General features: G+C 63.4%; 22 protein-coding genes. 17 read left to right on the top strand and 5 right to left on the bottom strand.

Going from position 1 to position 25,895, the window contains the following annotated elements:
- Positions 1-117: 117 nt before the first annotated feature.
- Positions 118-756 carry a TetR/AcrR family transcriptional regulator gene (locus tag AC0L2V_RS09205; protein WP_473519959.1) on the bottom strand — a complete coding sequence of 213 codons (639 nt, stop codon included), beginning with the start codon at positions 754-756 and terminating at the stop codon, positions 118-120.
- 171 nt (positions 757-927) lie between these two features.
- Here AC0L2V_RS09205 and AC0L2V_RS09210 point away from each other — a divergent pair, with 171 nt between their 5' ends.
- Positions 928-2,481: a trimethylamine methyltransferase family protein gene (locus AC0L2V_RS09210; protein WP_473519960.1), complete on the top strand. Its 1,554-nt coding sequence runs from the start codon at positions 928-930 to the stop codon at positions 2,479-2,481.
- A gap of 131 nt (positions 2,482-2,612) precedes the next feature.
- Here AC0L2V_RS09210 and AC0L2V_RS09215 read toward each other — a convergent pair whose 3' ends face one another.
- Positions 2,613-3,191, bottom strand: a complete 579-nt coding sequence (locus AC0L2V_RS09215; RefSeq protein WP_473519961.1) for a cupin domain-containing protein — start codon at positions 3,189-3,191, stop codon at positions 2,613-2,615.
- Between the two features lie 19 nt (positions 3,192-3,210).
- Between AC0L2V_RS09215 and AC0L2V_RS09220 the strand changes: the two genes are divergently transcribed.
- The 12 genes from AC0L2V_RS09220 (at position 3,211) to AC0L2V_RS09275 (ending at position 12,925) form a co-directional block, all read left to right on the top strand.
- A complete protein-coding gene (locus AC0L2V_RS09220; protein WP_473519962.1) occupies positions 3,211-3,921 on the top strand; it encodes a TetR/AcrR family transcriptional regulator in 711 nt (236 codons plus the stop codon).
- 234 nt (positions 3,922-4,155) lie between these two features.
- The gene (locus AC0L2V_RS09225; protein ID WP_023800824.1) at positions 4,156-4,404 is read left to right on the top strand and encodes a hypothetical protein; all 249 of its coding nucleotides are present in this window, start codon (positions 4,156-4,158) and stop codon (positions 4,402-4,404) included.
- Between the two features lie 12 nt (positions 4,405-4,416).
- On the top strand, positions 4,417-4,683 hold the full coding sequence (locus tag AC0L2V_RS09230) for a DUF1488 family protein (RefSeq protein ID WP_023800823.1): 267 nt from the start codon (positions 4,417-4,419) through the stop codon (positions 4,681-4,683).
- A gap of 131 nt (positions 4,684-4,814) precedes the next feature.
- Entirely contained in the window at positions 4,815-5,225 is a 411-nt protein-coding gene (locus tag AC0L2V_RS09235; protein WP_027152773.1) for a DUF3168 domain-containing protein, read from the top strand.
- Positions 5,226-5,393: 168 nt separating this feature from the next.
- On the top strand, positions 5,394-5,666 hold the full coding sequence (locus AC0L2V_RS09240) for a hypothetical protein (protein ID WP_473519963.1): 273 nt from the start codon (positions 5,394-5,396) through the stop codon (positions 5,664-5,666).
- A gap of 105 nt (positions 5,667-5,771) precedes the next feature.
- Positions 5,772-6,437, top strand: coding sequence for a response regulator transcription factor (locus tag AC0L2V_RS09245; protein WP_023800820.1), 666 nt, complete (start codon positions 5,772-5,774; stop codon positions 6,435-6,437).
- The gene (locus AC0L2V_RS09250) at positions 6,421-7,872 is read left to right on the top strand and encodes an ATP-binding protein (RefSeq protein WP_473519964.1); all 1,452 of its coding nucleotides are present in this window, start codon (positions 6,421-6,423) and stop codon (positions 7,870-7,872) included. The genes AC0L2V_RS09245 and AC0L2V_RS09250 overlap by 17 nt, the downstream gene beginning before the upstream one ends.
- A gap of 177 nt (positions 7,873-8,049) precedes the next feature.
- Entirely contained in the window at positions 8,050-8,490 is a 441-nt protein-coding gene (locus tag AC0L2V_RS09255; protein ID WP_473519965.1) for a hypothetical protein, read from the top strand.
- Between the two features lie 299 nt (positions 8,491-8,789).
- The gene (gene ccmI, locus AC0L2V_RS09260) at positions 8,790-9,923 is read left to right on the top strand and encodes a c-type cytochrome biogenesis protein CcmI (protein WP_473519966.1); all 1,134 of its coding nucleotides are present in this window, start codon (positions 8,790-8,792) and stop codon (positions 9,921-9,923) included.
- 3 nt (positions 9,924-9,926) lie between these two features.
- Positions 9,927-10,367: a cytochrome c maturation protein CcmE gene (gene ccmE / locus AC0L2V_RS09265; protein WP_473519967.1), complete on the top strand. Its 441-nt coding sequence runs from the start codon at positions 9,927-9,929 to the stop codon at positions 10,365-10,367.
- Positions 10,368-10,472: 105 nt separating this feature from the next.
- The gene (locus tag AC0L2V_RS09270; protein WP_473519968.1) at positions 10,473-12,464 is read left to right on the top strand and encodes a heme lyase CcmF/NrfE family subunit; all 1,992 of its coding nucleotides are present in this window, start codon (positions 10,473-10,475) and stop codon (positions 12,462-12,464) included.
- On the top strand, positions 12,461-12,925 hold the full coding sequence (locus tag AC0L2V_RS09275; RefSeq protein ID WP_473519969.1) for a cytochrome c-type biogenesis protein: 465 nt from the start codon (positions 12,461-12,463) through the stop codon (positions 12,923-12,925). The genes AC0L2V_RS09270 and AC0L2V_RS09275 overlap by 4 nt, the downstream gene beginning before the upstream one ends.
- Before the next feature lie 71 nt (positions 12,926-12,996).
- On the opposite strand, the gene AC0L2V_RS09280 is transcribed toward AC0L2V_RS09275, so the two are convergent.
- Entirely contained in the window at positions 12,997-13,266 is a 270-nt protein-coding gene (locus tag AC0L2V_RS09280; RefSeq protein WP_091590846.1) for a CopG family ribbon-helix-helix protein, read from the bottom strand.
- 185 nt (positions 13,267-13,451) lie between these two features.
- On the opposite strand from AC0L2V_RS09280, the gene AC0L2V_RS09285 reads away from it, so the two are divergent.
- The 4 genes from AC0L2V_RS09285 to AC0L2V_RS09300 all read left to right on the top strand — a co-directional run bounded on the left by AC0L2V_RS09285 (position 13,452) and on the right by AC0L2V_RS09300 (position 20,441).
- A complete protein-coding gene (locus tag AC0L2V_RS09285; RefSeq protein WP_473519970.1) occupies positions 13,452-14,981 on the top strand; it encodes a Do family serine endopeptidase in 1,530 nt (509 codons plus the stop codon).
- A gap of 357 nt (positions 14,982-15,338) precedes the next feature.
- Positions 15,339-16,013: a response regulator transcription factor gene (locus AC0L2V_RS09290; protein WP_023800810.1), complete on the top strand. Its 675-nt coding sequence runs from the start codon at positions 15,339-15,341 to the stop codon at positions 16,011-16,013.
- Between the two features lies 1 nt (position 16,014).
- Positions 16,015-17,484, top strand: a complete 1,470-nt coding sequence (locus AC0L2V_RS09295; RefSeq protein WP_473519971.1) for a sensor histidine kinase — start codon at positions 16,015-16,017, stop codon at positions 17,482-17,484.
- Complete coding sequence (locus AC0L2V_RS09300; protein ID WP_473519972.1) at positions 17,484-20,441, top strand: bifunctional [glutamine synthetase] adenylyltransferase/[glutamine synthetase]-adenylyl-L-tyrosine phosphorylase; 2,958 nt, start codon at positions 17,484-17,486, stop codon at positions 20,439-20,441. Before AC0L2V_RS09295 ends, AC0L2V_RS09300 begins: the two co-directional genes overlap by 1 nt.
- A 109-nt stretch (positions 20,442-20,550) precedes the next feature.
- Here the strand turns inward: AC0L2V_RS09300 and AC0L2V_RS09305 are convergent, their stop codons facing one another.
- The gene (locus AC0L2V_RS09305) at positions 20,551-22,878 is read right to left on the bottom strand and encodes a PAS domain-containing sensor histidine kinase (RefSeq protein ID WP_287052499.1); all 2,328 of its coding nucleotides are present in this window, start codon (positions 22,876-22,878) and stop codon (positions 20,551-20,553) included.
- A 309-nt stretch (positions 22,879-23,187) separates the two neighbouring features.
- Positions 23,188-25,833 (bottom strand): aminopeptidase N, encoded by a 2,646-nt coding sequence (gene pepN, locus AC0L2V_RS09310; protein ID WP_473519973.1) that lies wholly within the window; start codon positions 25,831-25,833, stop codon positions 23,188-23,190.
- Between the last annotated feature and the right edge of the window lie 62 nt (positions 25,834-25,895).

The raw sequence follows: 25,895 nt of genomic DNA on the forward strand, positions 1-25,895 counted from the left end.
GCACTCCTACCAGACTATTTGTCCATTTTGGCCTCGCTCACAAGGGTGAGGGGGCTTTCGCGGTACAGTTTGTTGATACCAGGGTCGGGCCTGCCACCTCCGCCACCTCGCACTCACTTAACGCGCCGCGATAAAGCGCATGAAATGCGCCACGTCGGCATCGCTTGGCTCCTGGCCGGTGAAACTGCGCAGATAGGCGGCGAGATGACTGACCCTCGCCTCGACCGGTTCCTTGAGGTCGAGCACATAATAGCCGATCTGCATGTAGTAGAGCACACGCGCGCGGATGAAGGCATCCTCTTCGCCGTAGCCATGCCGGCGATACATGTCGCGGATCGCACCCAGTCGGTCATTGTCGGCCTGGTCGATGGCCCGGCGCACGTCCTCGGAGCGACGCGCCCATTCCCGGATGGCGAAGTCGAGCCTGGGATCGAACAGGCGCTCGTCCGCCCAGCATTCGAACACGTTCATGACCCCCATGATGATGCTTTCGGCCGGCCGCTGCGCGCGTTCGATGATCGACTTGGTGTTGGTGTCTCGCCAATGCGCAAGCAACTGGTCGAGCAGGTCCTGACGGCTCTCGAAATACCAGTAGAAGCTTGAGCGCGATACGCCGAGTTTCTGGCCAAGCGGCAGCACGCGCACGCTTGCGATGCCGTCTGAAATCAGTGTCTGGAGCGCAAGATTGATCCAGTCCAGGCGCGTCACCTTGGTGTTGCCGGACGCCGGCTCGTCCTGCGGAGAAATCATGGTCATGACCGCACAATAGGCATGAGGGCGAACTGCATACAACCGTACTAGACACATATGTACAGTGCAAGTATCCTGTCTGCCTCAACGAACTGGGCCGAGCGGCCAACGCGCGTCATCGCGGCTCCTGCCTACGATCCGCAACGCAGGGCAATACGGTAATGAGGAGTATCCGCCATGGTCGATGACGCCGCACGCAACCTCAGGCGCGAACGCAGGCGCGGACGAACCGGCGAGGCCGGCAGCGAGAGCAGCCGCCGGCCGGACTATCGTTCGCTGAAGAACCCGTTCCTGCCGCAGCCGATCTTTTCGGCCGACCAGGTCGCCGCGATCCACGACACGGCGCTGCGCGTGCTCGAGCAACTCGGCGCCAAGGTGCTGCTGCCGGAGGCGCGCGCCATTCTTGCCCGTGCCGGCGCGCTGGTCGACGAGGACAGCCAGATGGTGCGCATCGGCCGCGATATCGTCTCGGCGGCGCTGGGCTCGGCGCCGAAATCGATCCGCGTCCATGCCGGTGACCGTGCCCGCGACCTGACGCTCGAACTCGGCTCGATGACGTTCCTGGCAGGATCCGGGGCGCCGAACGTCACCGATCTGGAGCACGGCCGGCGGCCGGGAACGCTTGCCGCTTTCGAGGATCTCATCCGCCTGGTGCAGCATTTCGATGTGCTGCACATGCTGGGACCTTGCATCGAGCCGCAGGACATCGACAACCGCTTCCGCCATTATGCCGTCAACCGCGCGCAGTTGACGCTGTCGGACAAGCTGCCGTTCGTCTTCGCGCGCGGCACGCCGCAGGTCGAGGACGGCTTCGAGATGCTGCGGCTGGCGCGCGGCCTGTCCGAGGACGAATTCCGTTCGGGCGCTCATTGCTACACCGTCATCAACACCAACTCGCCGCGTCAACTCGACATTCCGATGGCGCAAGGCATCATCGACTTTGCCAAGGCGGGGCAGGTGCTGATCATCACGCCCTTCTGCCTGGCCGGCGCCATGGCGCCGATCACCGTAGCCGGCGCGCTGACGCTGCAGCACGCCGAAGCGCTGGCCGGGCTGACGCTGGCCCAGATCGTGCGGCCGGGCGCGCCGGTGGTCTATGGCTCCTTCTCCTCCAATGTCGACATGAAGTCCGGGGCGCCGGCCTTCGGCACGCCGGAGCACGTCAAGGCGACGCTCGGCGCCGGTCAGCTTGCACGCTTCACCGGCCTTCCCTGGCGGTCCGGCGGCGGCAGTGCCGCCAACATTTCGGACGCGCAGGCAGCCCACGAAACGCAGTTCGCGCTATGGGGTTCGGTGCTCGCCGGCGCGACGGTCTGCATCCATGCTGCGGGCTGGCTCGAAGGCGGGTTGAGCGTCTCGTTCGAGAAGCTGATCACCGATATCGAGGCGCTGCAGACCATCGCGGAACTCTGCGCCGCGACGCCCGGCGACGAGGCCGCGATCGGCTTCGAGGCCATCGCCGAAGTGCAGCCGGGCGGGCATTTCTTCTCGGCCGGGCACACATTGGCGCGCTACCGCACCGCATTCTACGAACCGCTGGTCGCCGACTGGTCGAATTTCGGCAACTGGACGCAGGCCGGGTCAAGAACCGCCACCGAGCGCGCCACCGGCATCTGGAAACGGCTGCTGGCCGATTTTCGGCCGCCGGCTTGCGCCGCTGCCACATCAGGTGTTCTCGACGAATTCATTGCGCGGCGCATGGAAGAGGGTGGCGCAGCGCCGGTGTCATGAGATCAGTGCAGTCCCTGCACGAACAGGTGGCGGCCGTGAGCCCTAACCGTGCATGCCTGCGCCTTGCCCTTTCGGCGGTCGCCCGTTTCGTTCGTCTATCGCTGCGAAATCGGGGCGGAGGCGCTGCGCCGTCATCCGCTATCCTCGGCGCGGATCGTTGCGGCGGGGCGGGCGGACGTCAGTCCAAAACGGGCGCAGAGGTCTGGAACACTCTCGAAGTCCATATCCAGTTGGTACTTTTGTAATAGTTCACCCGACTTTGTCCTGTCTGGCCAGATCGCTGCCAACTCGCGGAAATAGTTCTCAAATCCCGCCGGCGAAATTACTTCGATAATTTCGCACGGTGTGTCGCCAGCATTCCAGAACGTATGCCACTGGCCCCGCGGCTTGAACACCCATGTGCCCGGCTCGGCAGTAATGACGTCGTCGCCAAGCAACGCGCCCAGATTGCCGCTCACCACATACGAATATTCGTCTTCGCGGTGATGCCTGTGCAACGGCGCCGCCAGTGCACGGGGCGCCAGCGGATGGTGCACGATGGAGAAGCGCTCGCCGGTGTGGAACCCGTCGATCTTCCAGCGGATGCCGAAACCGCCCAGATCGAAGCGGTCGCCGGCCCCGGGCTGAATCGTGATAGGCCCCGATGCCTGGTTGGCAGTCGGATGAGCTGTCGTGTGTTGGAGGGCCGAGTCAGGCAATGCGCGTTCCATATCATCCTCCTGAAAATGGGTGTACGCTGCCGATCACTCATTTCTAGGCGTCATTCAAACCCATGTCAATATCGGTGACCACGTGAGTTCACTGAAAGAAGGCCAGCAGCGCTCATATCGATTGCAGCGGCGCGCGGTCAAACAGGCCGAGACCCATCTTGCGCTCGCTCGCGCGGCATTCGAGCTGCACAGCTCGGTGGGTCCGTCGCGAACAACCGTGAGCGCCATCGCCGAGAAAGCGGGGGTGCAGCGGCTGACCGTCTACCGCCATTTTCCCGATGAGGAAGCGGTCTTCAATGCCTGCTCGGCATATTCCTTCGGTCAGGACCCTCCTCCAAGTCCCGAGGCCTGGCGATCGATCGTCGAACCGGAAGCCCGGCTCCGGACGGCGCTCCTTCAATCCTACAGCTATTACAGGCGAAAGCGGCAACTCCTCGCAAATCTGTCTCGCGATGCCGAAATGCCGGTTGTTGCCGCGGCATTGGCCCGCCGGCAACAGGTTCTCGCAAACGGCGTCGCGATCCTTGAAGAAGGCTGGCTCGACCTAGATAGCGGAACTGCAAGGTTGCTCGTTGCCGCGATAGGGCATGCGCTCGACTTCACGACGTGGAGATCGCTTGTTGAGAACCAGGGCCTGTCGGACGAGGAGGCGGTGGAGGCCATGCTCGTCCTCGTCCGCAGCGTGAGCTCGAGTTTGCCGGACTGCCGAGGCAAAAAACCGTCAGCCTGAAGCCAGCAGGGCCGGCGAGGGCGGTTCCCGATCCAGCGCTGATCGGAGCGGGGTATATGAGCAGTCGGTACGGCATTTGGGGTCGATGCGAATGCAATTTCTAGTATTATTTCATGATGTCTTTCAGGCATTTGATCGTTCAAAAACATTCTGAAAATTGGTTTTTCCGTTCCGAGTTCCTATTTTAGGAGAGAAACTAATTTTCATCACCTCAGCGAAAAGGAGATTTTATCGATGGCGGAACCCAATCAGAATATCATGGAAAAAGCTGAAGCGCGCTTCATGGAGAAGCAGAAGAAAACCGCCGAGCGAAACCAGGCTACGGCCGAATATATTTCCGAGGCCAAGGCCAGGACCATCAAGACCGAAAAGTTGCGGGCGCTGCGGCTGGCCAAGGAAGAGGCCGACCGTGCGGCGGAAGCCCTTAATCCCGTCGCTCCCAAGAAAAAGCGGGCGGCAGGCAAGAAAGCGGGGGCCGCTTGACGGCATCAAGTCATGAGCCTGACATTTCCAAACCTAAGCCGAAGCTACGACGAGGCGAGCCGGCGGATCCGCTTCGTCGGCTATGATGGCATGTGCCAGATCTCTTTCTTTGTCCATGCAGACGCCATCTCGACGGCGCCGCCGGGGACGGCGACAGCTGAAGCCACATATCTCGCCGCCTTCGATTCGGCCGTCGGTCCCATACATGACGTCGCAAGGAACGCTTATACCCGTACCGGCAAGAGCATGTATGTGCTGACCGCAGCCGATTTTCGATAAATCCCGGCTGTCCGCGCGATCGCGGCCTTGGAAATCCCGGGATCTGGCGGCAGAATTTCAACGCGGCTACGCTGCAGGCGGAATCTGTCGGGTGAAGGCCTGTTCGGCCGCGACGGGCGAGGGAGAAAACAATGACCGCGCCGGCTGCCGCGTTGCAGAAGGCCTTGTTCCAGGCGCTGGACGCTGACGGTTCCCTGTCAGCGGCGCTGGGCGGCGCAAAACTATTCGACCATGTCCCGGAAAACATCCCGTTTCCCTATGTGACGTTCGGCCGGACCAGCGTCTATGATTGGGTAACAGGCAGGGAGAAAGACGCCGAGCAGCTTTTCACTCTGCATTTCTGGTCGAAATCCGAGGCCAGGAAAGAAATGCTCGACGTGATGGACATGGTCAGCGCCCGCCTCCAGGATGCGGCGCTCGCGCTCGACGAGCATCACCGCGTCAATCTCAGGCTCGAATTCACCGAGGTCCGTTACGACCAGGATCTTTCAGCCTGTCACGGGCTGCTGCGCTTTCTTGCCGTGACGGAAGAAAACGCCTGACGCGCTTTCAATAAGGCTGCAACACAGTCTAGACTGGCGCCTGGATTTGCCGGGTTGGGGCGGCCAAATCACCGGGGTTGGTTGTGTCGCATTTCAGGGGGTGAGACAGGCATGTGTTGCAGGCAATGTTCATATCACGTTCAGCACCGATGCGTTAGGACGCTGATCATGAAAACGCTTCGCTCCCACTTCCCAACCGCGACACTTGCTCTCTGCGCTGCCGGTCTGTTTGCGTCGCAGGCGACGGCGCTGCCGGTCGTCCTGGCCGCCTCCGACTGCTACGCGATCGGTCAGCAGGTCGCCGAGCAGAATGGCGGCACGCTGGCCAAGGCGTCGCAGTCGACGCGCGGTGGCCAGCCGGTCTGCGTCATCGTCGTGCTGGTTCCGGGCAAGGATGGGCAGCGTCCGCGCCGCACGGAGATCGTCGTTCCGCTGAACTGATGCCTGCCGTATCCCAGGCGCTGGAATCGGCCTATATCTGACGTCCAGCTCCTCAACAGGCCGATTTTTCAACAGGCCGATTCTTCAACTGGGTATGATTCCCGCATGCGCGTACTCGTCGTCGAAGATGACAAGGATCTGAACCGGCAGATATCAGACGCGCTGGTCGATGCCGGCTATGTTGTCGACCGGGCTTTCGACGGTGAGGAAGGGCATTTCCTCGGCGACACCGAGCCCTATGACGCCGTGGTGCTCGACATCGGCTTGCCGCAGATGGACGGCATCAGCGTGGTCGAACGCTGGCGGCGCGGCGGCCGCAAGATGCCGGTCCTGATTTTGACGGCGCGCGATCGCTGGAGCGACAAGGTCTCCGGCATCGACGCCGGCGCCGACGATTATGTCACCAAGCCGTTCCACATCGAAGAGGTGCTGGCCAGGGTCCGAGCGCTCATCCGGCGCGCGGCCGGCCATGCGTCGTCCGAACTGACCTGCGGACCGCTGCGGCTCGACACCAAAGCCTCCAAGGCCGATGTCGACGGCGTGCCGTTGAAGCTGACGTCGCACGAATTTCGCCTGCTTGCCTATCTGATGCACCATATGGGCGAGGTCGTGTCCCGAACCGAGTTGGTCGAGCACCTTTACGATCAGGATTTCGACCGCGATTCCAACACAATCGAGGTCTTTGTCGGGCGGCTTCGCAAGAAGATGGGCATCGACATGATAGAAACCGTTCGCGGCATGGGCTATCGGATGCGTGAGCCGGAGGCGTAAGGCGGAACCGCTCAGACAGACTGCAAGGACGCCGCTTTCCCTGCGGTTCGGGCCGCGTTCGCTGGCGTTCCGGGTGATCGCCTTTTCCACGGTCTGGGCGATACTCACCCTGGTTGTCATCTTCACGCTGATCACCACCCTTTATCGCCAGGCGAGCGAGCGCGGTTTCGACAGCCTGCTGTCGGCGCATCTGTTCAATCTGATCGGCTCGGTCGGCGTGTCCGAAGGCGGTTCGCTGACCGGCGCTCCCGACCTGGGCGACCTTCGGTTCTCGGAGCCGAATTCCGGCTGGTACTGGTCGGTGGAGCCTGCGTCGGAAGGCGTGAGTGGTGAGTTGCACTCCTCCTCGATGACCAAGGCGATCCTGTCGCCAAGCGTCGCCGAGGTTCCTTTCAATGCCAGCTTCCAGCGCAGCTATACGACAGAAGGCATCGATGGCGAGGAACTGGAAGTGTTCGAGAGCGAGTTCGTTCTCGACGCGAAAAATCGCGCCGCGCGCTTCCGCGTCATGGGCAACCGGACCGAGCTCGAGCAGGAGATAAGCGCCTTTCAGCGTCGCCTGCTGACCTATCTTTCGCTGTTCGGCGTCGGCATGATCGCCATCAACGCCATCGCCATCCTGCTGGGCCTGCAGCCATTGCGCCGGGTCAGGGACGCTCTCGCCATGGTGCGCGAAGGAACCGCGCAAAAGCTCGACGGTCGCTTCCCTGCCGAGATCGAGCCGCTCGCCAACGAGACCAACGCGTTGATCGAAAACAACAAGCGTATCGTCGAGCGCTCGCGGACGCAGGTCGGCAACCTCGCCCATTCGCTGAAGACGCCGCTGGCGGTGCTGATCAACGAGGGACGGGCGCTCGGCGGCGTCAGGGGCCAGCTCATAGCCGAACAGGCCGCCTCGATGCAGAAGCAGATCGACCATTATCTGCAGCGCGCCCGCGTTGCGGCGCAACGTGACAGCGTCGTCTACCGTACGCCGGTGGCGCCGCTGGTCCAGCGCATGGTGCGCGTGCTGCAAAAACTCAATCCGCAGACCGCTCTCTCGCTTTCGCTGCCGGCAGTCGATATCGTCTTTGCCGGCGAACGCGAGGATCTGGAAGAATTGCTTGGCAATTTGCTCGACAACGCCATGAAATGGGCAAAGAGCGCGGTCGCGGTATCGGTGGCGCCAATCCCCGGCAAGAAGACTGGCTCCGGCAAGGAGGGTGCTGTCATCCTGTTCGAGATCAGCATCGAGGATGACGGCCCGGGCATTCCAGAAGACAAGGCACGCGAGGCGCTGAAGCGCGGACGGCGTCTCGACGAGACAAGGCCGGGCACCGGGCTTGGACTTGCCATTGTCGCCGACCTCGTCAACGAATACGGAGGCGTTCTGGCTCTGGAACGGTCCAGCATGGGCGGGTTGAAGGCGGTGGTTCGATTGCGGAGCCTTCACTAGGCCTATGCTTTTGCTGGGCCAGTCGACATTGATCGACGGTGCGTGATATGGCGGCATGTCGACTGGTCCCGGAGCCGTCGGCCGCGGCCAAATTTCCGACAAACATCGACACTATGGCCACGCCGACTTCCCCGATGGCGCGGCCCCCAGCTTTAACTCAAGAGACCGGTTTTTGGCATGAAGATTCGCGTCGCGCTCGTCTCCGCACTGCTGGCCGTGTCCGGCTGCACGACGCTGGGCAGCAACCCTGGCCCCACGGTGGCGCCGCAGCCGGCCGCAACGCCGCCAGGTGAAGGCAAGATCGCGACGACGGTCATTTCCGCCATGGGCGGCGGCCTCGTCAGCGGATCGATCGGTACCGGCTTGAGCGGCCCTGAAAAGCGCAAGGCGCTGGAGGCGGAATACAGGGCGCTCGAGTACACGGCGAGCAGCCAGAAGGTGACGTGGAAGAGCGATCGGTCGGCGCATTTCGGTGAAGTCGTGCCCGCCCAGCCCTATCGCGTCGGCTCGCAGGACTGCCGACAATACACCCATACGGTGTTCACCGGCGCCGCCGGCGCCACCGCGCGCGGAACCGCTTGCCGCAACGCCGATGGCAGCTGGACGCCGCTGACGTAACGACCGGCCGGATAATGCATGTCGCGCAAAAGTGTGCAGCGGTTTTGCGATAACGACATGCATAAAAACAAGAATTCGCGCAAAAGCGTGCCCTCGGGACCTGCCCCGGGGTGTGCGGCGGTTTTGCGATGACGACATGCATGAAAACAACTATCTAAGGCGCGTCGCATGACGCCGGTCGAACGCGACGCGCTTTAGGTCCGGTTGACATCAATCAAGGACATGCGACGCATCTGCCGTCAAAGCGTCGCAGGACGCCTGTGTTGGCAGGGCAGGGCTCTGCCGTTATTGGAAGAAGCATGCTGTTCTGGGTCATAGCCGCCATTCTCACGCTGGGTGCAAGCCTGGCGGTTCTGCTGCCGCTGGCCGGCGGCCCGAAGGGTGGTTCGGCGAGCAGCGATCATGACCTTGAAGTCTATCGCGACCAGTTGTCCGAGCTTGACCGCGACGTGGCGCGTGGCCTGATCCAGCCGGCCGAGGCCGAAGAGGCGCGTGCGGAGATCGCCCGTCGCATCCTTCGCCTGGACAATGCCGCCGACAAGGCAGCGGCGCGGCAGCCGTCGATGGCGACCAGGCTGGTTGCGACGGCTGCGGTCCTGGCGGTCCCGCTGGTCAGCTGGGGCTTGTACAGCCAACTCGGCTCGCCCGATCTGCCGTCGCAGCCGCTCAGCGAGCGACTGGCCAAGAATCCCGCCGACAGTTCGGTCGACGAACTGGTGGCACGCGCCGAGGCCCACCTTGCCGCCAACCCGTCCGATGCCAAGGGTTGGGACGTGCTGGCGCCAATCTATCAGCGCATGCAGCGGTTCTCCGACGCGGTGACGGCGTACCGCAACGCCATTCGCCTCGACGGCGACAGCGCAACTCGCCAGGCCGGCCTCGGCGAGGCGATCGCCAGCGAAGCGGGCGGCATTATCTCGGCCGATGCTCAGGCAGCCTTCGAGGCGGCGCTGAAGCTCGATCCGGCGAATCCGAAGGCCAGCTTTTATCTGGCGATGGGCATGGCGCAGGAAGGCCGCATCGAGGAGGCGACGATTGGCTGGCAGAAAATGCTCGCGGCCTTGCCACAGGACTCGCCCTGGCGCGGCGCCGTCGAGCAGGCACTGGCCGAATCCGCCAGGCGCAGCGTCGCTTCGGGAGTGCCTGCAAAAGGCCCGAACGCCGGGGATGTCGATGCCGCCGCGTCGATGTCGCCGCAGGATAGGGAAGCGATGATCAACACCATGGTTGCGGGGCTTGACGAAAAACTGCGGCAAAACCCGCGCGATGCGGAAGGATGGATGCAGCTTATTCGTTCCTATGTCGTGCTGGGCAAGGCCGATCAGGCGCGCGACGCGCTCAATCGCGGTATCGCCGTTTTTGGCCCCGATAGTGACGAAGCGAAGAAATTCATCGCCTTTGCCGTCTCGCTTGGCCTGACGGCGACGGAGTAAAAAATGACGCGCAAGCAGAAACGACTGTCGGTGATCGCCGGAGGGTTGGCCTTCCTCGGTGCCGCCACCGGCCTGACCTTCTACGCGCTCGGCCAGAAGGCCTCCTACTTCTACATGCCCGCCGACCTGACCGCCGCCAGCCTGCAGCCCGGGCAGCGTATCAGGCTCGGCGGCCTCGTCGAAAAAGGCACGATCGAGCGCGGTCAGGGGACCACCGTCGCCTTTTCGGTGACCGACAACCAGAAGCAGGTCAAGGTTACCTACACCGGCATTCTTCCCGACCTTTTCCGCGAGGAGCAGGGCGTCATCACTGAAGGCATTTTTCGCCCGGACGGCGTCTTCGTCGCCGACAGCGTGCTGGCCAAGCACGACGAGAACTATATGCCCAAGGAGGTGGCCGACGGCCTCAAGTCCAGGGGCGTGTGGCAGGAGAGCAAAAAGTGACTAAGCAGGTTCCGCAAAAGCCTGCCCTCGGGCTTGACCCGAGGGTTCCCACGATTTTGCGGCAAGACCCTGCGGCAAAGCAAAAACCTGGCGGGCTTGGCCACAATGGTTGAAACCGGACATTTCGCGCTGGTCCTGGCGTTCGCGCTGTCTTTGGTGCAGGCGCTGGTGCCGCTGTTCGGCGCGCGTATCAACAGCCAGAAGATGATGGCCGTCGGCGGTCCGGTCGCGGTGACCGGCTTCGCCTTGACCGCTCTGTCCTTCGCGGCGCTGGCGACGGCCTATGCGACGTCCGACTTTTCGGTGGCCAACGTCTGGGACAACTCGCATTCGCTGCAGCCGCTGATCTACAAGATCACCGGCACATGGGGCAATCACGAGGGCTCGATGCTGCTCTGGGTGCTGATCCTGAGCTTCTTCGGGGCGCTCGTCGCTGCTTTCGGCAGCAATCTTCCAGCGACCCTTCGAGCCAACGTGCTGGCCGTGCAAGGCGCGATCGGCGCCACCTTCTTGCTGTTCATCCTGGCGACGTCCAACCCGTTCGCCAGGCTCAATCCGGCGCCGATCGAGGGCCGCGATCTCAACCCGATCCTGCAGGATCTCGGCCTCGCCATCCATCCGCCGCTGCTCTACCTCGGCTATGTCGGCTTCTCGATCTGCTTTTCCTTCTCGGTCGCCGCCCTCATCGAAGGCCGCATCGACGCGTCCTGGGCGCGCTGGGTGCGGCCATGGACGCTGGTCGCGTGGATGTTCCTGACCGGCGGCATCGCCATGGGTTCCTACTGGGCCTATTACGAACTTGGCTGGGGCGGTTTCTGGTTCTGGGATCCGGTCGAGAACGCCTCGTTCATGCCTTGGCTGGCCGGCACCGCGCTGCTCCATTCGGCGATCGTCATGGAAAAGCGCTCGGCCCTGAAGATCTGGACGCTGTTGCTGGCGATCCTGACCTTCTCGCTGTCGCTGCTCGGCACCTTCCTGGTGCGCTCCGGCGTGCTCACCTCCGTCCACGCCTTCGCCACCGATCCGACGCGCGGCGTGTTCATTCTCTGCATCCTGACACTGTTCATCGGCGGCTCACTGGCGTTGTTCGCCTTTCGCGCCTCGAGGTTGACGGCCGGCGGCCTGTTTCATCCGATCTCGCGCGAAGGGGCGCTGGTCCTCAACAATCTGTTCCTGACCACGGCCACCGCCACCGTGCTGATCGGCACGCTCTATCCGCTGGTCGTCGAGGCCGTTTCGGCCGACAAGATTTCGGTCGGCGCGCCGTTCTTCAACCTGACGTTCGGCCCGCTGATGGTGCCGCTCCTGGTCGCGGTTCCGTTCGGGCCGCTTCTGGCCTGGAAGCGCGGCGATATTTTCGCCGTCGCCCAGCGGCTGATGGCGGCCTTCGCCGCCGCGCTTCTGGCCGTGCTGGTGACGGCCTTGTTCATCGACGGCGCGTCGGTGTTCGCAACACTTGGCGTCGGCCTGGCTTTCTGGCTGATCTGCGGCGCGCTCACCGATATTGCCGTCAAGTCCGGCCTTGGCAGTGTCGCGCCCGGCGTCATGCTCAGGCGCTTCGCCGGCCTGCCGCGTTCGGTCTTCGGCACCGCGCTCGCCCATCTCGGTCTTGGGCTGACGACGCTGGGCATCGTCGGCACACTTTGCTTCGGCACCGAGAAGATACTGTCGATGCGTGCCGGCGAGACCGTGCAACTGTCCGGCCACACACTGCGCTTCGAAGGGCTTTATCCGGCCCAGGGGCCTAACTACAGCGAGGATCGCGGCCGCTTCGCCCTGCTCGGCGCTGCTGGAAGCACCACCGCCGTGATCACCTCGTCCAAGCGCTCCTATCCGGTCCGGCAGATGACGACGACCGAGTCGGGTATCAAGACGATCGGTTTCAGCCAGCTCTACCTATCGCTTGGCGACGAGGCGACCGACGGCTCCGTCGTGGTGCGGCTGTGGTGGAAGCCGCTGGTGACGCTGATCTGGGGCGGCGCCCTTGTCATGATGGCAGGTGCTGCGATGTCGCTGATGGACCGGCGGCTGCGCGTCGGCGCACCGTCGCGCCGCCGCAGATCGGCGGGCGCCATGCCTTCGGCGAGCCTGCCATGACCGCAAGAATTTCGCTGGCCTCCCTGATCCTGCTGCTGACGCTGTTGTTTGCCGGCGCCGCACTTGCGGTGAAACCGGACGAGGTTCTGGCCGACCCGGCGCTCGAGGCGCGGGCGCGGACGCTTTCGGAAGAGCTGCGCTGCATGGTTTGCCAGAACCAGTCGATCGACGAATCCGATGCCGACCTTGCCCGCGACCTGCGCGTGCTGGTGCGCCAGCGCCTGGTCGCCGGCGATACCGACCGGCAGGTGATCGATTACATCGTTTCCCGCTACGGCGAGTTCGTGCTGTTGAAGCCGCGCTTCAGCCTGCGCAATGCGCTGTTGTGGGGCACGCCGGTCCTTCTGCTGCTTGCCGGCGGGATTTTCATCGTGCTGACCGCCCGGTCGCGCCGATCGGCGCCTGCGGCCATGCTCACAGCCGAGGAGAAGGCAACGTTGGACAAGGTGCTGGGTAACTAATTCGGCCCGGCCGCCCCGCCGCCAAGGCCACGGCCGTGTCACGATGTCTCGCGACCAGGTGACGAACCGCTTCAAGCCTTGTCTGCGCGCCTGGCTTCCGACGCTTCGATGATGGCGTCGATTTCCGCCATGGCTTCGTCGTGCGGCACGACACGGCCAGCTGCCGCATCGGCCATGCCGCGTTTGATGCCTTCGATGATCTCAAGCTCGCGATCGACATAGGCCGATATCGCCTCGGCCGCGAGAAAGGATTTGCTGCGCCGCGTGTCGGCGGCGATCCGCTCCAGCTTCAGCTTGGTTTCGGACGAAACCCGAATCGTCATGGTGGCGCTTGCGGTCATGGTGAAAGCCTTGTGCTGAACTGTGTACAACATAGGGCAACGGGCGGGCGCAACCAAAGGGTTGGTGCCTGCAAACATTACCAAAGTTTCATGCACTGGAAATGGCGCCGTAATGTGCGCGCCTCTATTTCTCTTGGCCGAGGATGCCGACCGAAGCGCATCCCTTGAAAGAGGATACGAGACCCATGAATATTGCCCCCAATTCACATTCCCGCACCCGCAAACGCCTGATGGCTGCCGCCGCATCAGTGGCCATTGCCGGCGCGATCGGCTTCGGCGCGGTTGCCACCGGGACAGCCCCCGTCCTGGCCGAGGCCGTGCGTGTCGAGGCGCCCCAAGTCCCGAGCTTCGCCGACGTGGTCGAGCGCGTTTCGCCGGCGGTCGTCAGTGTCCGCGTCAAAGCCAAGATAGAATCGACCGCTGACGACGGCTCCGACCTTCCCGACGCCTTCGGCAATCTCCCCGACGATCCGCAATTGCGCCGCTTCTTCAGGGAGTTCCGTGGCTTTGGCGATCAGGATGGCCGGGATGGAATGCGACGTTTCGGACGCGGTGACCGCCAGCCACGGCCGGTCGCTCAAGGGTCCGGCTTCTTCATCTCCGAGGATGGCTACCTCGTCACCAACAACCATGTCGTCGGAGAGGGCTCGTCCTTCACGGTGGTGATGCATGACGGCCAGGAACTCGACGCCAAGTTGGTCGGCACAGATCCGCGCACCGATCTCGCAGTGCTCAAGGTCGAAGGCGACGGCAAGTTCACCTATGTCGACTTCGCCGACGATGCAAAGGTTCGCGTCGGCGACTGGGTGGTGGCCGTCGGCAATCCGTTCGGCCTCGGCGGCACGGTCACCGCCGGCATCGTCTCGGCCCGTGGTCGCGACATCGGCGCCGGTCCTTATGATGACTTCATCCAGATCGATGCCTCGGTGAACCGCGGCAATTCGGGTGGCCCGACCTTCAACCTCAACGGCCAGGTCGTCGGCATCAACACCGCGATCTTCTCGCCGTCCGGCGGCAGCGTCGGCATTGCCTTCGACATTCCCGCCTCGACTGCAAAACAGGTCGTGCAGGATCTGATGAAGGACGGCACCGTCCAGCGCGGCTGGCTTGGCGTCGAGATCCAGCCGGTCACCTCCGAAATCGCCGAATCGCTCGGGCTGAAGTCCGATAAGGGCGCTCTCGTTTCCAGCGCCCAGGACGATGGTCCCGGCAAGGACGCCGGCATATCGGCTGGTGACGTCATCACTCAGGTGGACGGCAAGGACGTCGCTTCGCCGAAGGAACTCGCCCGTCTGATCGGCGCCTACCCGCCCGGCAAGCCGGTCGACGTCACGCTGTGGCGTGACGGCAAGAGTGAAACGGTCAAGGTCGACCTCGGCACGCTGCCTTCGAGTGACAAGCAGGCTTCGGCCGACCAGCAGCCTTCGGCTCCGCCAAAGGCCGATACGCTGGCCGACCTCGGTCTCACCGTCACCAGGTCCGACGATGGCAAAGGGCTTGTGGTGACCGATGTCGATCCCGACAGCGATGCCGCCGATCGCGGCATCCAGGCCGGCGATGTCATCACCTCGGTCAATTCGACGGAGGTCAATGGCACCGAGGACGTCGCCAAGGCCATGGCCGACGCGGTGAAGTCGGGCCGCAAGGCGGTACTGATGCAGATCACCCGCGACGACAGCAACCGCTTCGTCGCGCTGCCTGTCGCCAAGGGCTGACGTTCCAGACTTTTCCGATGCGGCGGTTTCAAACACCCCGAACCGTCGCATGGGAAAGCACGGGGCTTGAATACGTTAGTCAGTCATCGTGTTCCGCCCCAGCGGCAGCGGGCGCCCATCGCCCGCTGCCGCTCGAACAACAGAGCAGTCGCCCAAAGTGTGAAGCGGTTTTGGGATGACGACATGCTCAAACAACAAAGCATGTCGCCAAATCGAGGATGCGGCGGCTCGACGCCAATAACATTAAAACAAAGACTTACTGCTAGTTCTTGAATCATTTTGTTGGCGATACACCTTGAGGCCATGATGCCTATGCCGGCCACTCAATCTTCCAGCGAAATCGCGTATAACGGTCCCATGAAGATTCTCGTCATAGAAGACGATCGCGAAGCGGCCGATTACCTCCAGAAGGCCTTTACCGAGGCCGGACATACCGCCCATGTCGCCGGCGACGGCGAAACCGGCTTCGCGCTCGCTGACTCCGGCGACTATGACGTGATGGTGGTCGACCGCATGCTGCCGCGCCGCGACGGCCTGTCGGTCATCGCCGGTCTTAGATCCCGAGGCAAGACTACGCCGGTGCTGATCCTGTCGGCGCTCGGCGAAGTCGACGACCGGGTCACCGGCTTGCGCGCCGGCGGCGACGACTATCTGACCAAGCCCTATGCCTTTTCCGAGCTTCTGGCCCGGGTCGAGGTGCTGAACCGCCGCGCCAGCGCCAGGGAGGCCGAAACCGTCTACCGGGTCGGCGACCTCGAACTCGACAGGCTGTCGCATTCGGTACGGCGCGCGGCCCGCGAGATTACGCTGCAGCCGCGCGAGTTCCGCCTGCTGGAATATCTGATGCGCCATGCCGGCCAGGTGGTGACGCGCACCATGCTGCTGGAAAATGTCTGGGACTATCATTTCGATCCGCAGACCAACGTCATCGACGTTCACGTCTCGCGGCTGCGCGGCAAGATCGAGAAGGGCTTCGACAAGCCCATCCTGCACACGGTTCGTGGTGCCGGCTATATGCTCAAGAGCGGCTAGCATGGCCCTTTCAATGCCGGCCATCATGAAGACGACGGCAGCGCGGCTTTCGGCGCTCTATCTCCTGCTGTTCGCCATCTGTGCGGTGCTGCTCGTCTTCTACATGACCTCGCTGTCGGCGCGCATGCTGACCGGCCAGACGCAGGAGACCATCAACGACGAGGTGCTCGGCCTCGCCCGGGTCTATCAGCGCGGCGGCTTGCCGCTGCTGGTCCGGGTGGTCGAGCAGCGCTCCCGCCAGCCCGGCGCCAATCTCTATTTGATCGCCGATGCCAACGGCCAGATCCTGACCGGCAACGTGCAGAGCCTGGAACCCGGCGTTCTCGTGGCCGAGGGCTGGACGACGGAGCCGTTTTCCTACCGGCGCTTTGGCGAGGGCGAGCTCGAGCGGCAACGCAACCCGATCGCCGACCCGAACGAACCCAGCCAGAGCGAAGTCCAGGTCGAAGGCGAGAAGGGCCACAACGCCATTGCCTTGGTGCTGCGCCTGCCGAACCAGATGATCATGCTGGTCGGCCGCGATCTCGGGGAGCCTGAGCGGTTCCGCGCCGTCATCCGCCGCGCCTTGACGTTGGCGCTCGGCATGATGGCGCTTGGCGGAATTTTGATCTGGTTCTTCGTCGGCCGCGCGGCGCTGAAGCGCATCGACTCGGTGTCGCAGGCCAGTCGCCGCATCTTGGGCGGCGACCTGTCCGGCCGGCTGCCGGTCACCGGCGCCGGCGACGAGTTCGATAGGCTCTCCGAAAATCTCAATTCCATGCTGGCCAGGATCGCCACGCTGAATGAAGGGCTGAAGCAGGTCTCCGACAACATCGCCCACGATCTGAAGACACCGCTGACCCGGCTGCGCAACCGCGCCGAGGCGACGCTCTCCGGCAAGCACAACTCCGCCGATTACCGGCAGGCGCTGGAAGCGACCATCGCCGAGTCCGACCATCTGATAAAGACCTTCAACGCCATCCTGATGATCTCAAGGCTGGAGGCGGGCTATTCCTCAGAAATCACCAGCCGGGTCGATCTGGCTGCTTCCGTGCGCGATGTCGTCGAGCTCTACGAGCCGGTGGCGGAGGAGGCGGGAGTGACACTCGAGACCTCGGTGCAGGATGGCTTCGCCGTTGAAGGCAATCGCGAGCTGATCGGCCAGGCGCTATCGAACATCGTCGACAACGCGATCAAATATTCGACCGACTCGACAGCCGAGCCGACCGTTCGCGTAGCGCTCGATCGCGTCGGCGGCGAAATCAGGCTTTCCGTCACCGACAACGGCCAGGGCATTCCCGACGATGCCGATCGCGCCAGGGCGACCGAGCGTTTCGTGCGGCTGGAGAAGAGCCGCTCGCAGCCGGGTTCCGGTCTCGGCCTCAGCCTCGCCAAGGCGATCATGACATTCCACAAAGGGCGGCTTGATCTCCTGCCCGCCAATCCTGGATTATCCGTCGTCATGAGTTTTCCCGAACGGGAGGATCGCTGATGGCGGTGAAGGCGGCTGCGGAACACACCAACTGGCTTCTGAAGCCGGCGGCAAGGCTCGTGCCTCTGGATCAGAACCGAGCCCGGCGGGAATTGTCGGAGATCGCTTCCGCAGCGCAGGAAGAGGGGCTTGCCGTGCTGGCGAAATTCCTGGCCGGCGAGGGCGCCGTCCAGGAGTTTCTCGCGGCAGTCTTCGACCTGTCGCCGTTCCTGCGCGACACGGTGCGCCGCCGCCCGCAGATCCTGGATGCGCTTTTCGATGAGACCGTCGAGGCCCGGCTGGCGTCGATCGGCGCCGCCATCGACAAGGCCGCGCGGGCGGAAGCCATCTCTGAGAACGGCCTGATGATGGAGCTGCGGCAATGGAAAGCGGAAGCGCATGTTCTGATCGCGCTGGCCGATCTTGCAGGCGAGGCCGAAACTGCAATCACAGTACGGCGGCTGAGCGATCTTGCCGACGCCTGCACCCGCGCTGCCGTCGACTTCCTGCTTCGCGACGCGCACCGACAAGGCAAGCTCAAACTGCCGGATCTCGAGGATCCGGCGCGCCGGTCGGGCTGGATCCTGCTCGGCATGGGCAAGCTTGGCGCGCATGAGCTGAACTTCTCCTCCGACATCGACCTCGTCGTTTTCTTCGACCCGCAAGCGCCAGCAGTCGTCGATCCGCTCGATGCGACGGAGCTGTTTTCGCGCCTGACCCGCCGGCTGGTCCGCATGCTCCAGGACCGCACCGAACACGGCTATGTTTTCCGCACCGACCTCAGGCTTCGTCCCGACCCCGGTTCGACGCCGCTGGCGATCCCGGTCGAGGCGGCGCTGCGCTACTACGAGGCGCGGGGCCAGAACTGGGAGAGGGCCGCAATGATCAAGGCGCGTCCGGTGGCCGGCGATGTCGCCGCCGGCACTGCGTTCCTGAAGGAGCTCCAGCCCTACATCTGGCGCAAATACATGGACTATGCGGCGATCGCCGACGTCCATTCGATCAAGCGCCAGATCCACGCCCACAAGGGTCTTGGCGAGATCGCGGTAAAGGGCCACAACGTCAAGCTCGGCCGCGGCGGCATCCGCGAGATCGAGTTCTTCGTCCAGACCCAGCAGCTCATCGCCGGCGGCCGCTTCCCCGAACTGCGCGGCCGCGAGACGGTGCCGATGCTTGGCCAGCTTGCGGCACGCGGCTGGATCACTGCCGATGCGCGCGATACGCTCACAAGGCAGTACTGGCTCCTGCGCCGCGTCGAGCACGCCGTTCAGATGGTCGCCGACGAGCAGATCCACATACTGCCGGACGATGACGAAGGGCTCGAACGCATTGCCCGCCTGCTCGGTTTTGCCGATGCGGCGGCCTTTGCCGAGGCGTTCCGCGCCGCACTCCATCAGGTCGAACGCCACTACGCAGCGCTTTTCGAGACCGCGCCCGAGCTTTCGGCTGGCATCGGCAATCTGGTCTTTACCGGCGATGTCGACGACCCCGATACGTTGCAGACCCTGCAGAGATTGGGATTCCAGCGGGCGAGCGACATCTGCCGCGTCATCCGCGGCTGGCATTTCGGCCGCTATCGCGTCACCCAGTCAGCCGAGGCGCGCGAGCGGTTGACCGAACTGACGCCGGCGCTGCTGCAATCCTTCGGCCAGACGCGCCGCGCGGACGAGGCGTTGATACGCTTCGACGAATTCCTTGCCGGTCTGCCCGCCGGCATTCAGCTGTTCTCGCTGCTCCACTCCAATCCGGCTCTGCTGAAGCTGCTGGCGACCATCATGGGCGCGGCGCCCCGGCTGGCCGCCATCATCACACGCCGGCCGCACGTGTTTGACGGCCTGCTCGATCCGGCCCTTTTGACCGAACTGCCGGACCGCGCCTATCTGTCCGGCCGTCTCGCCGCGTTCCTAGAAGGCGACAGGGCCTATGAGGACGTGCTCGACCGCTTGCGCATCTTTGCGTCCGAGCAAAAATTTCTGATCGGCGTCAGGCTGCTTGCCGGCTCGATCGATCCGGCGCGCGCCGGCCGTGCCTTTTCCGATCTAGCCGATCTCACCATCGACGCGGCGCTGCGGGCGGTCATCGCCGAGTTCGCGCTACGCCACGGTCGCATCGCCGGCGGCACGGTTGCGCTGCTCGGCATGGGCAAGCTCGGCAGCCGCGAATTGACGGCCGGCTCAGACGTCGACCTCATCCTGCTCTATGATCACGACGCCGATGCCGAAGAATCCGATGGCGACAAGCCGCTCGCCCCGTCGCACTATTACGCCAGGATGACGCAGCGGCTGATCGCTGCGGTGTCCGCGCCGACCGCCGAGGGCGTTCTCTACGAACTCGACCTTCGCTTGCGGCCGTCCGGCAACAAGGGGCCGGTGGCGACCCATGTCGATGCCTTCAAGAAGTACCAGCGCAAGGACGCCTGGACCTGGGAGCATATGGCGCTGTCAAGGGCCCGCGCGATCGGCGGCGATCAAGCGCTATGCGCCGAGGTCGAGACCGAAGTGGCACAGGTGCTTGCCCTGCCGCGCGACAGCACCAAGGTGATGGCCGAAGCATTCGAGATGCGTGCGATGATCGAGAAGGAGAAGCCGCCGCGCGATCTCTGGGACATCAAGCTGATCCCGGGTGGTCTCATCGATCTCGAATTCATCGCGCAGGTGGCGGTGATCACGGGAAAGGTCGAAGCCGGCCGCCGGGCTACCGGGACAGCGGACGTGCTGTCGAGGCTGGCGCCGGATTTCGCCGAGGCCCAGGTCAGGCAGGAGCTTTGCGATGCCTATGCGCTCTATCTGGCGCTGACCCAGATGACGCGGCTCTGCCTCACCGGCGTATTCGAACGCGACGATGTTCCGCCGGGGCTTTCGGATCTGCTACTGGCGGTCACCGACCTGCCGGATTTCGGCGTGCTGGAAGCGCACCTCAAGGAGACGTCGCAAAATGTCAGGAAGGATTTTGGCTTTTTGCTTCGTGTGAATGAGTAGTGGGTAGTGAATGGTGAATGGTGAATGGTGAATGGTGAATGGTGAATGGTGAATGGTGAATGGAATTAGATATTCACTACTGACTATTTCACTATTCACTATTCACTAGTCAAGCGGCGGCCCTGACCGGCTGCGTCGGCTTCCTGGTCGGAATGCGCACCGACACGATCGTGCCGGTGCCTTCGGTGGAGCGGATTTTCAAGGCGCCGCCCTGAAGCTCGGCCAACGAGCGTGAGATGGCAAGGCCAAGGCCGGAACCGGCATGGCTCTTGGAAAACTGGTTCTGCACCTGCTCGAACGGCCGCCCGAGCTTGCTCAGCGCCTCCTTCGGGATGCCGCAGCCATTGTCTTCGATCGTCAGCACCAGAGCGCTGGAGGTGTTGCGGGCCCTTACCGCAATGCGGCCGCCCTGGCCGGTGAACTTCACCGCATTCGACAGCAGGTTGATGATGATCTGCTTGATCGCCCGGCGGTCGGCGAACAGCGTCAGCGAATCGGGGATGCGTGTTTCGACGGTGATCGACTTTTCCGCCGCCTGCAGCGAGATGACGCGCACCGTTTCCCGCATCAGCGGGCAGAGGTCGATTTCCTCCTGATCCATCGAGAACTGGCCGGCCTCGATCTTCGACATGTCGAGGATGTCGTTGATGACGCCCAGAAGATATTTGCCGCTGCCGTTGATGTCGGTGGCGTATTCCTCGTAGCGCGGCGAACCCAGGGGCCCGAACAGCGCCTGTTCCATCAGTTCGGAGAAGCCGATGATCGCGTTGAGCGGCGTGCGCAATTCATGCGACATGTTGGCCAGGAACTCGGATTTGGCCCGGTTCGCGGCCTCGGCGCGCTCGGTTTCCTTCATGTATTTGTGATTGAGCTCGACCAGTTCGCGCGACCGCTCTTCCTCTGCCCGGCGGGCAAGGCTGAGGTCATGGATCGTCGCCATCAGCCGGCGCTCACTGTCGACCAGCTTCTCCTGGTGCAGCTTGATCTGGGTGATGTCGGAGCCGACTGAGACGGTGCCGCCGTCCCTGGTCCGCAACTCGTTCACCTGCAGCCAGCGGCCATCGGCAAGCTGCCGCTCGAAGGTCACGCCGCCTTGCTGCCCGTTGGTGTTGGCAAGCCGGCGCTCCGAAGCGAAGGCAAGCATGCGATCTTCGAGAACGGCGCGCGAGGCGCCCGGCATCACGTCGCGATCCGACAGGCCGTTGTCCTGCTGGTACTTGGAATTGCACATGATCAGGCGCTGGGCCGAATCCCAGAGCACGAAGGATTCGTTAATGTTTTCGATGGCCGTTCGCAGGCGAAGATCCGCGGCCTCGGAGCGCAGCGCCAAATGCCGCTGCTCGGTGACGTCGACGGCGATGCCGATCAACTGGATCTCCGGCGCTTCCGGGTCGATCACCTGCGCTCTTGCGCGCATCCACACCCATTGTCCGTCGGCGTGGCGCATCCGGAACACTTGGTCGATGTGGTCGATCTCGCGTGCGACGATCCTGTTGGCGAGTTGGAATAGGTCGCCGTCCTCGGGATGGATGATCCCGTCGACCTCGCCGAACGACAGCATCGTGTCGCAGGGCTCATAGCCCAGCATGTCGTACATCGAACGCGACCAGTACATCTTGCCGCGCACCATGTCCCAGTCCCACAGGCCGCAGCGGCCGCGCACCAGCGCCATGTCGATGCGCTGGTGCGCTTCGAGATAGATGCGGTCGGCGGTCTGGGCGCGCGCCGCCTGGCCGAAATAGGCATAGAGGACGATGATCAGCACGCCGGCCGTCAGCACGAACAGCGTGACGTTGAGCGAAACGGTCTTGCGCCACGTGTCGAAGACCGCATCCTGCGGGACGAGCGCTGCGGCAGCACCATTCCTGCCGTTTGCCAGGCTCACCGCGGCATACCAGTCCTGGCCGCCGATGCTGACCTCCATCACCCCGGCGCGGTCACCGAACATGAACAGCGGTTGACCGCCCTGGGCGATGGCGTCAAGCGACCGCCCTTCCCAGCCCGTCGATTGCGGTGTCACGGCAACGATCTTGAACGCGCTGTCGGTGACCGCAAGCACGTGGCTTCGGCCCATGGCGCCCTGACGGCTGATGCCCTCCAACAAGTCCTGCGTCGCGCCAGGCGTCGAGGCCATGTTCGCATCGACGCTGATCGAACTGGCCAGTTGGCCCGCCGCGAGCGAGAGGATCGCCTTGGCGTCGCGTTCCACGTCGTCGCGCTCGTGCATCAGCGACAGGAACCGCAGTGCCGCGATGACAATCAGGAAAATGATGATGAGGGCCGGTATCGATCGGCGCAGCAATGGCTCGGCTGCCAGAAGCCGTCGGTAGGCGGGTTCGGCGATCAGCCGCGCATTGCCGGCGAGACCGTCGCTTCCCGCCTCACGCTGCTCAAAACCCGTCCCTCCGGGCGCGCCCCACGCGTCCGCCTTCGCCATAAATGGCTCTCCCCGATCTTAAATCTGCTTGACGATCCGGCGACGCCGCACTTCCGAATCTTCAGCTAAAGAATCAAAGGTGATTCGGCTTGTCCATAGGCGCAGCGAAAAAAGATTAAAAATCGACTAAAATAATGGCTTTATGGGGGGGCATCCCTTTCCCCTTGTGGGAGAAGGTGGCCGAGCGAAGCTCGGCGGATGAGGGGTGCTCCAGCTTGGCACCGACAGCACTCCGTCCAACACCCCTCATCCGTCTCGGCGCTCCGCGCCGATCCACCTTCTCCCACAAGGGAGAGAAGGGAAGGACCATTACGCCAAGGTCCGCTCAATGATGTCGCGCAAATCGGCCGACAGGTTCTCGGTATTGGCAATCGAAAGCAGCGCTTCCCTTGCCTTGCCCTGCCGGGCAGGTTCCAGCGAGCGCCATGATCTGAGTGCCGTCGCCAGCCTGGCGGCCAATTGCGGGTTGCGCTTTTCGACCTGCAGGACCGTTTCGACGAAAAACCGGTAGCCTTCGCCGTCGGCGCGATGGAAGCCGGTCTGGTTGGCGCTGGAAAACGTGCCGACGAGCGAGCGCACCCGGTTCGGGTTGGCCATTGAGAAGGCCGGGTGGCTGGTCAGGGCGCGCACTGCATGAATGGTTTGCGGGCCCGGCACGCTGGCCTGGATATGGAACCATTTGTCAATCACCAGCGGATCGGTCGCATATTTCGCTTCGAACTCCGCCAGCGCCTTGACCGTCTCGGGCGAACCGTTATGGCGCAGCGCAAGCACGCTCAATGCGGCGGCCCGGTCGGTCATGTTGGTCGCGGACTGGAAATGCCGGGCCGCAAGCGCCGCACCTCCATGCAGCAGCGAAAGATAGTCGAGCAAGGTGTTGCGCAGCGCCCGGCGACCGGCGCTTGCCGCATCAGGACTGAAAGCGTCCTTGTCGGTCAGTCGATCGTAGAGGTCGGAGAATATCTCGCGATTCGCCTCGGCGATCGCGACCGTCAGCGCCTCGCGGGCCGAGAAAATGGCATCGGGGTCGATGTTCTTGCCGATGTCACGGGCGATATCGGGTTCGCTCGGAAGCGCCAGAGCCAGCGCCCGATAGGCCGGTTCGAGTGTCTCGTCGCCGGCTATTTTGCCGGCAAGCTCGATCAACCGCGATGCGAAACCGGGCTGCTTGCCGTCAAGGACCTGGCGGAAGGTGGATATCAGAGCCTCGGTCAAAAGCGTGTTGAACGCCTGCCAGCGCGAGAAGGCATCGTTGTCATGGCCAGCAAGGAAGAACTGATCGTCGGCCCTCTGCTCGACGGAAAGCGTCACCGGCGCCGAGAAGCCGCGGTTGAGCGACATCGCCGGGCGCTCAGTGACGCCCGAGAAGCGCACCATGTGCCGGCGCTTGCGGATATGGATGACGCCGTCCTCGACGCTGGCGCCCTCGACGCCGCCATATTCTATCGCTTTGCCGTCGGTGCCGACCAGGCTGAAGGCCAGCGGAATATGCATCAGCCGCTTGCGGCTTTCGGACGGCGTTGGCGGCACCGACTGTTCGATCTCGAGCGTGAATTCCTGGGCCGCCGCATTGTGCGTCGAACTGATGGTCAGATTGGGCGTGCCGGCCTGATGGTACCACAGCGAAAATTGCGCGAGGTCGCGCCCGGACACATCCTCGAACACCTTGATGAAGTCCTCGATGGTTGCAGCCTCGCCGTCATGGCGCTCGAAATAGAGATCCATGCCGGCCCGGAACGTCTCGGCGCCGAGAATGGTGCGGATCATGCGCACCACTTCCGAGCCCTTTTCGTAGACTGTCGCCGTGTAGAAATTATTGATCTCGCGGTAGCGGCGCGGTCGCACCGGATGCGCCAGCGGTCCCTGGTCTTCGGGAAACTGATGTGCCTTGAGCGTGCGCACTTCGGCGATGCGTTTCACCGCTCGCGAGCGTTGGTCGGCGGAGAATTCGTGATCGCGGAAAACCGTCAGCCCTTCCTTCAGGCAAAGCTGGAACCAGTCGCGGCAAGTGATTCTGTTGCCGGTCCAATTGTGGAAATACTCATGCGCGATGATCGCCTCGATATTGGCGAAATCGGCGTCCGTTGCGGTCTCCTGGTCGGCCAGCACATACTTGTCGTTGAAGATGTTGAGGCCCTTGTTCTCCATCGCGCCCATGTTGAAGTCGGACACGGCGACGATGTTGAAGACGTCGAGGTCGTATTCGCGGCCGAACGCTTCCTCGTCCCATTTCATCGACCGTTTCAGGGCGTCCATGGCGTAGCCGGCGAGCCGCTCCTTGCCCGGCTCGACAAAGATGCCGAGCTCGACCTGGCGGCCGGACAATGTGACGAAGCTGTCCGCGACCTTGCCGAGAGCGCCTGCGACCAGCGCGAACAGATAGGACGGCTTGGGGAAGGGGTCGTGCCAGATTGCATAGTGCCAGCCGTCGGCAAGTTCGCCGCTGCCAGCCGGGTTGCCGTTGGAAAGAAGCAGTGGCGCCTCGTGGTGCGGCGCCTCGATGCGCACCGTATAGACCGACAGGATATCGGGACGGTCGAGAAAATAGGTAATGCGCCGAAAGCCCTCGGCCTCGCATTGCGTGCAATAGACGTTGCTCGAGCGATAGAGGCCCATCAGGGCTTCGTTGTGCGCCGGCGCCAGCTCGGTTTCGATCAGCAGCTGGAAGCGGGCTGCTGCGGGCGGCGCGGTGATCGTCAACTGATCGGGCGTGGCGAAAAAATCGGTCGGCGTGAGTGTCTGGCCGTCGATTGCGATGCGGCTGAGCGTCAGGCCATCGCCGTCCAGCACCAGCGGCATTGACGCCGCTACGCCGTCGCGGCGCTCGACCGTCAGCACGGCGATGACGCGCGTGGCTTCCGGCGACAGCCGGAAAGTCAGGCCGGTTTCCGGAATGAGATAGTCGGTGGGGCGATAGTCTTCGAGCTTGAAGACCTGGCCGGTGTCCGTGCGCATTCCGTTGGTTTTCCTGTCGATTCCCGCAGCGGCAGGTGGGTCCGCTGGTCGAAGAAATGTGA

It is taken from the genome of Mesorhizobium sp. WSM4814 (genome assembly GCF_055811595.1).

Coding starts and splice junctions, on each gene's coding strand:
- AC0L2V_RS09205 (WP_473519959.1), bottom strand. CDS start 756: ATGACCATGATTTCTCCGCAGGACGAGCCGGCGTCCGGCAACACCAAG.
- AC0L2V_RS09210 (WP_473519960.1), top strand. CDS start 928: ATGGTCGATGACGCCGCACGCAACCTCAGGCGCGAACGCAGGCGCGGA.
- AC0L2V_RS09215 (WP_473519961.1), bottom strand. CDS start 3,191: ATGGAACGCGCATTGCCTGACTCGGCCCTCCAACACACGACAGCTCAT.
- AC0L2V_RS09225 (WP_023800824.1), top strand. CDS start 4,156: ATGGCGGAACCCAATCAGAATATCATGGAAAAAGCTGAAGCGCGCTTC.
- AC0L2V_RS09230 (WP_023800823.1), top strand. CDS start 4,417: ATGAGCCTGACATTTCCAAACCTAAGCCGAAGCTACGACGAGGCGAGC.
- AC0L2V_RS09235 (WP_027152773.1), top strand. CDS start 4,815: ATGACCGCGCCGGCTGCCGCGTTGCAGAAGGCCTTGTTCCAGGCGCTG.
- AC0L2V_RS09240 (WP_473519963.1), top strand. CDS start 5,394: ATGAAAACGCTTCGCTCCCACTTCCCAACCGCGACACTTGCTCTCTGC.
- AC0L2V_RS09245 (WP_023800820.1), top strand. CDS start 5,772: ATGCGCGTACTCGTCGTCGAAGATGACAAGGATCTGAACCGGCAGATA.
- AC0L2V_RS09255 (WP_473519965.1), top strand. CDS start 8,050: ATGAAGATTCGCGTCGCGCTCGTCTCCGCACTGCTGGCCGTGTCCGGC.
- ccmI (WP_473519966.1), top strand. CDS start 8,790: ATGCTGTTCTGGGTCATAGCCGCCATTCTCACGCTGGGTGCAAGCCTG.
- ccmE (WP_473519967.1), top strand. CDS start 9,927: ATGACGCGCAAGCAGAAACGACTGTCGGTGATCGCCGGAGGGTTGGCC.
- AC0L2V_RS09270 (WP_473519968.1), top strand. CDS start 10,473: ATGGTTGAAACCGGACATTTCGCGCTGGTCCTGGCGTTCGCGCTGTCT.
- AC0L2V_RS09275 (WP_473519969.1), top strand. CDS start 12,461: ATGACCGCAAGAATTTCGCTGGCCTCCCTGATCCTGCTGCTGACGCTG.
- AC0L2V_RS09280 (WP_091590846.1), bottom strand. CDS start 13,266: ATGACCGCAAGCGCCACCATGACGATTCGGGTTTCGTCCGAAACCAAG.
- AC0L2V_RS09285 (WP_473519970.1), top strand. CDS start 13,452: ATGAATATTGCCCCCAATTCACATTCCCGCACCCGCAAACGCCTGATG.
- AC0L2V_RS09290 (WP_023800810.1), top strand. CDS start 15,339: ATGAAGATTCTCGTCATAGAAGACGATCGCGAAGCGGCCGATTACCTC.
- AC0L2V_RS09295 (WP_473519971.1), top strand. CDS start 16,015: ATGGCCCTTTCAATGCCGGCCATCATGAAGACGACGGCAGCGCGGCTT.
- AC0L2V_RS09300 (WP_473519972.1), top strand. CDS start 17,484: ATGGCGGTGAAGGCGGCTGCGGAACACACCAACTGGCTTCTGAAGCCG.
- AC0L2V_RS09305 (WP_287052499.1), bottom strand. CDS start 22,878: ATGGCGAAGGCGGACGCGTGGGGCGCGCCCGGAGGGACGGGTTTTGAG.
- pepN (WP_473519973.1), bottom strand. CDS start 25,833: ATGCGCACGGACACCGGCCAGGTCTTCAAGCTCGAAGACTATCGCCCC.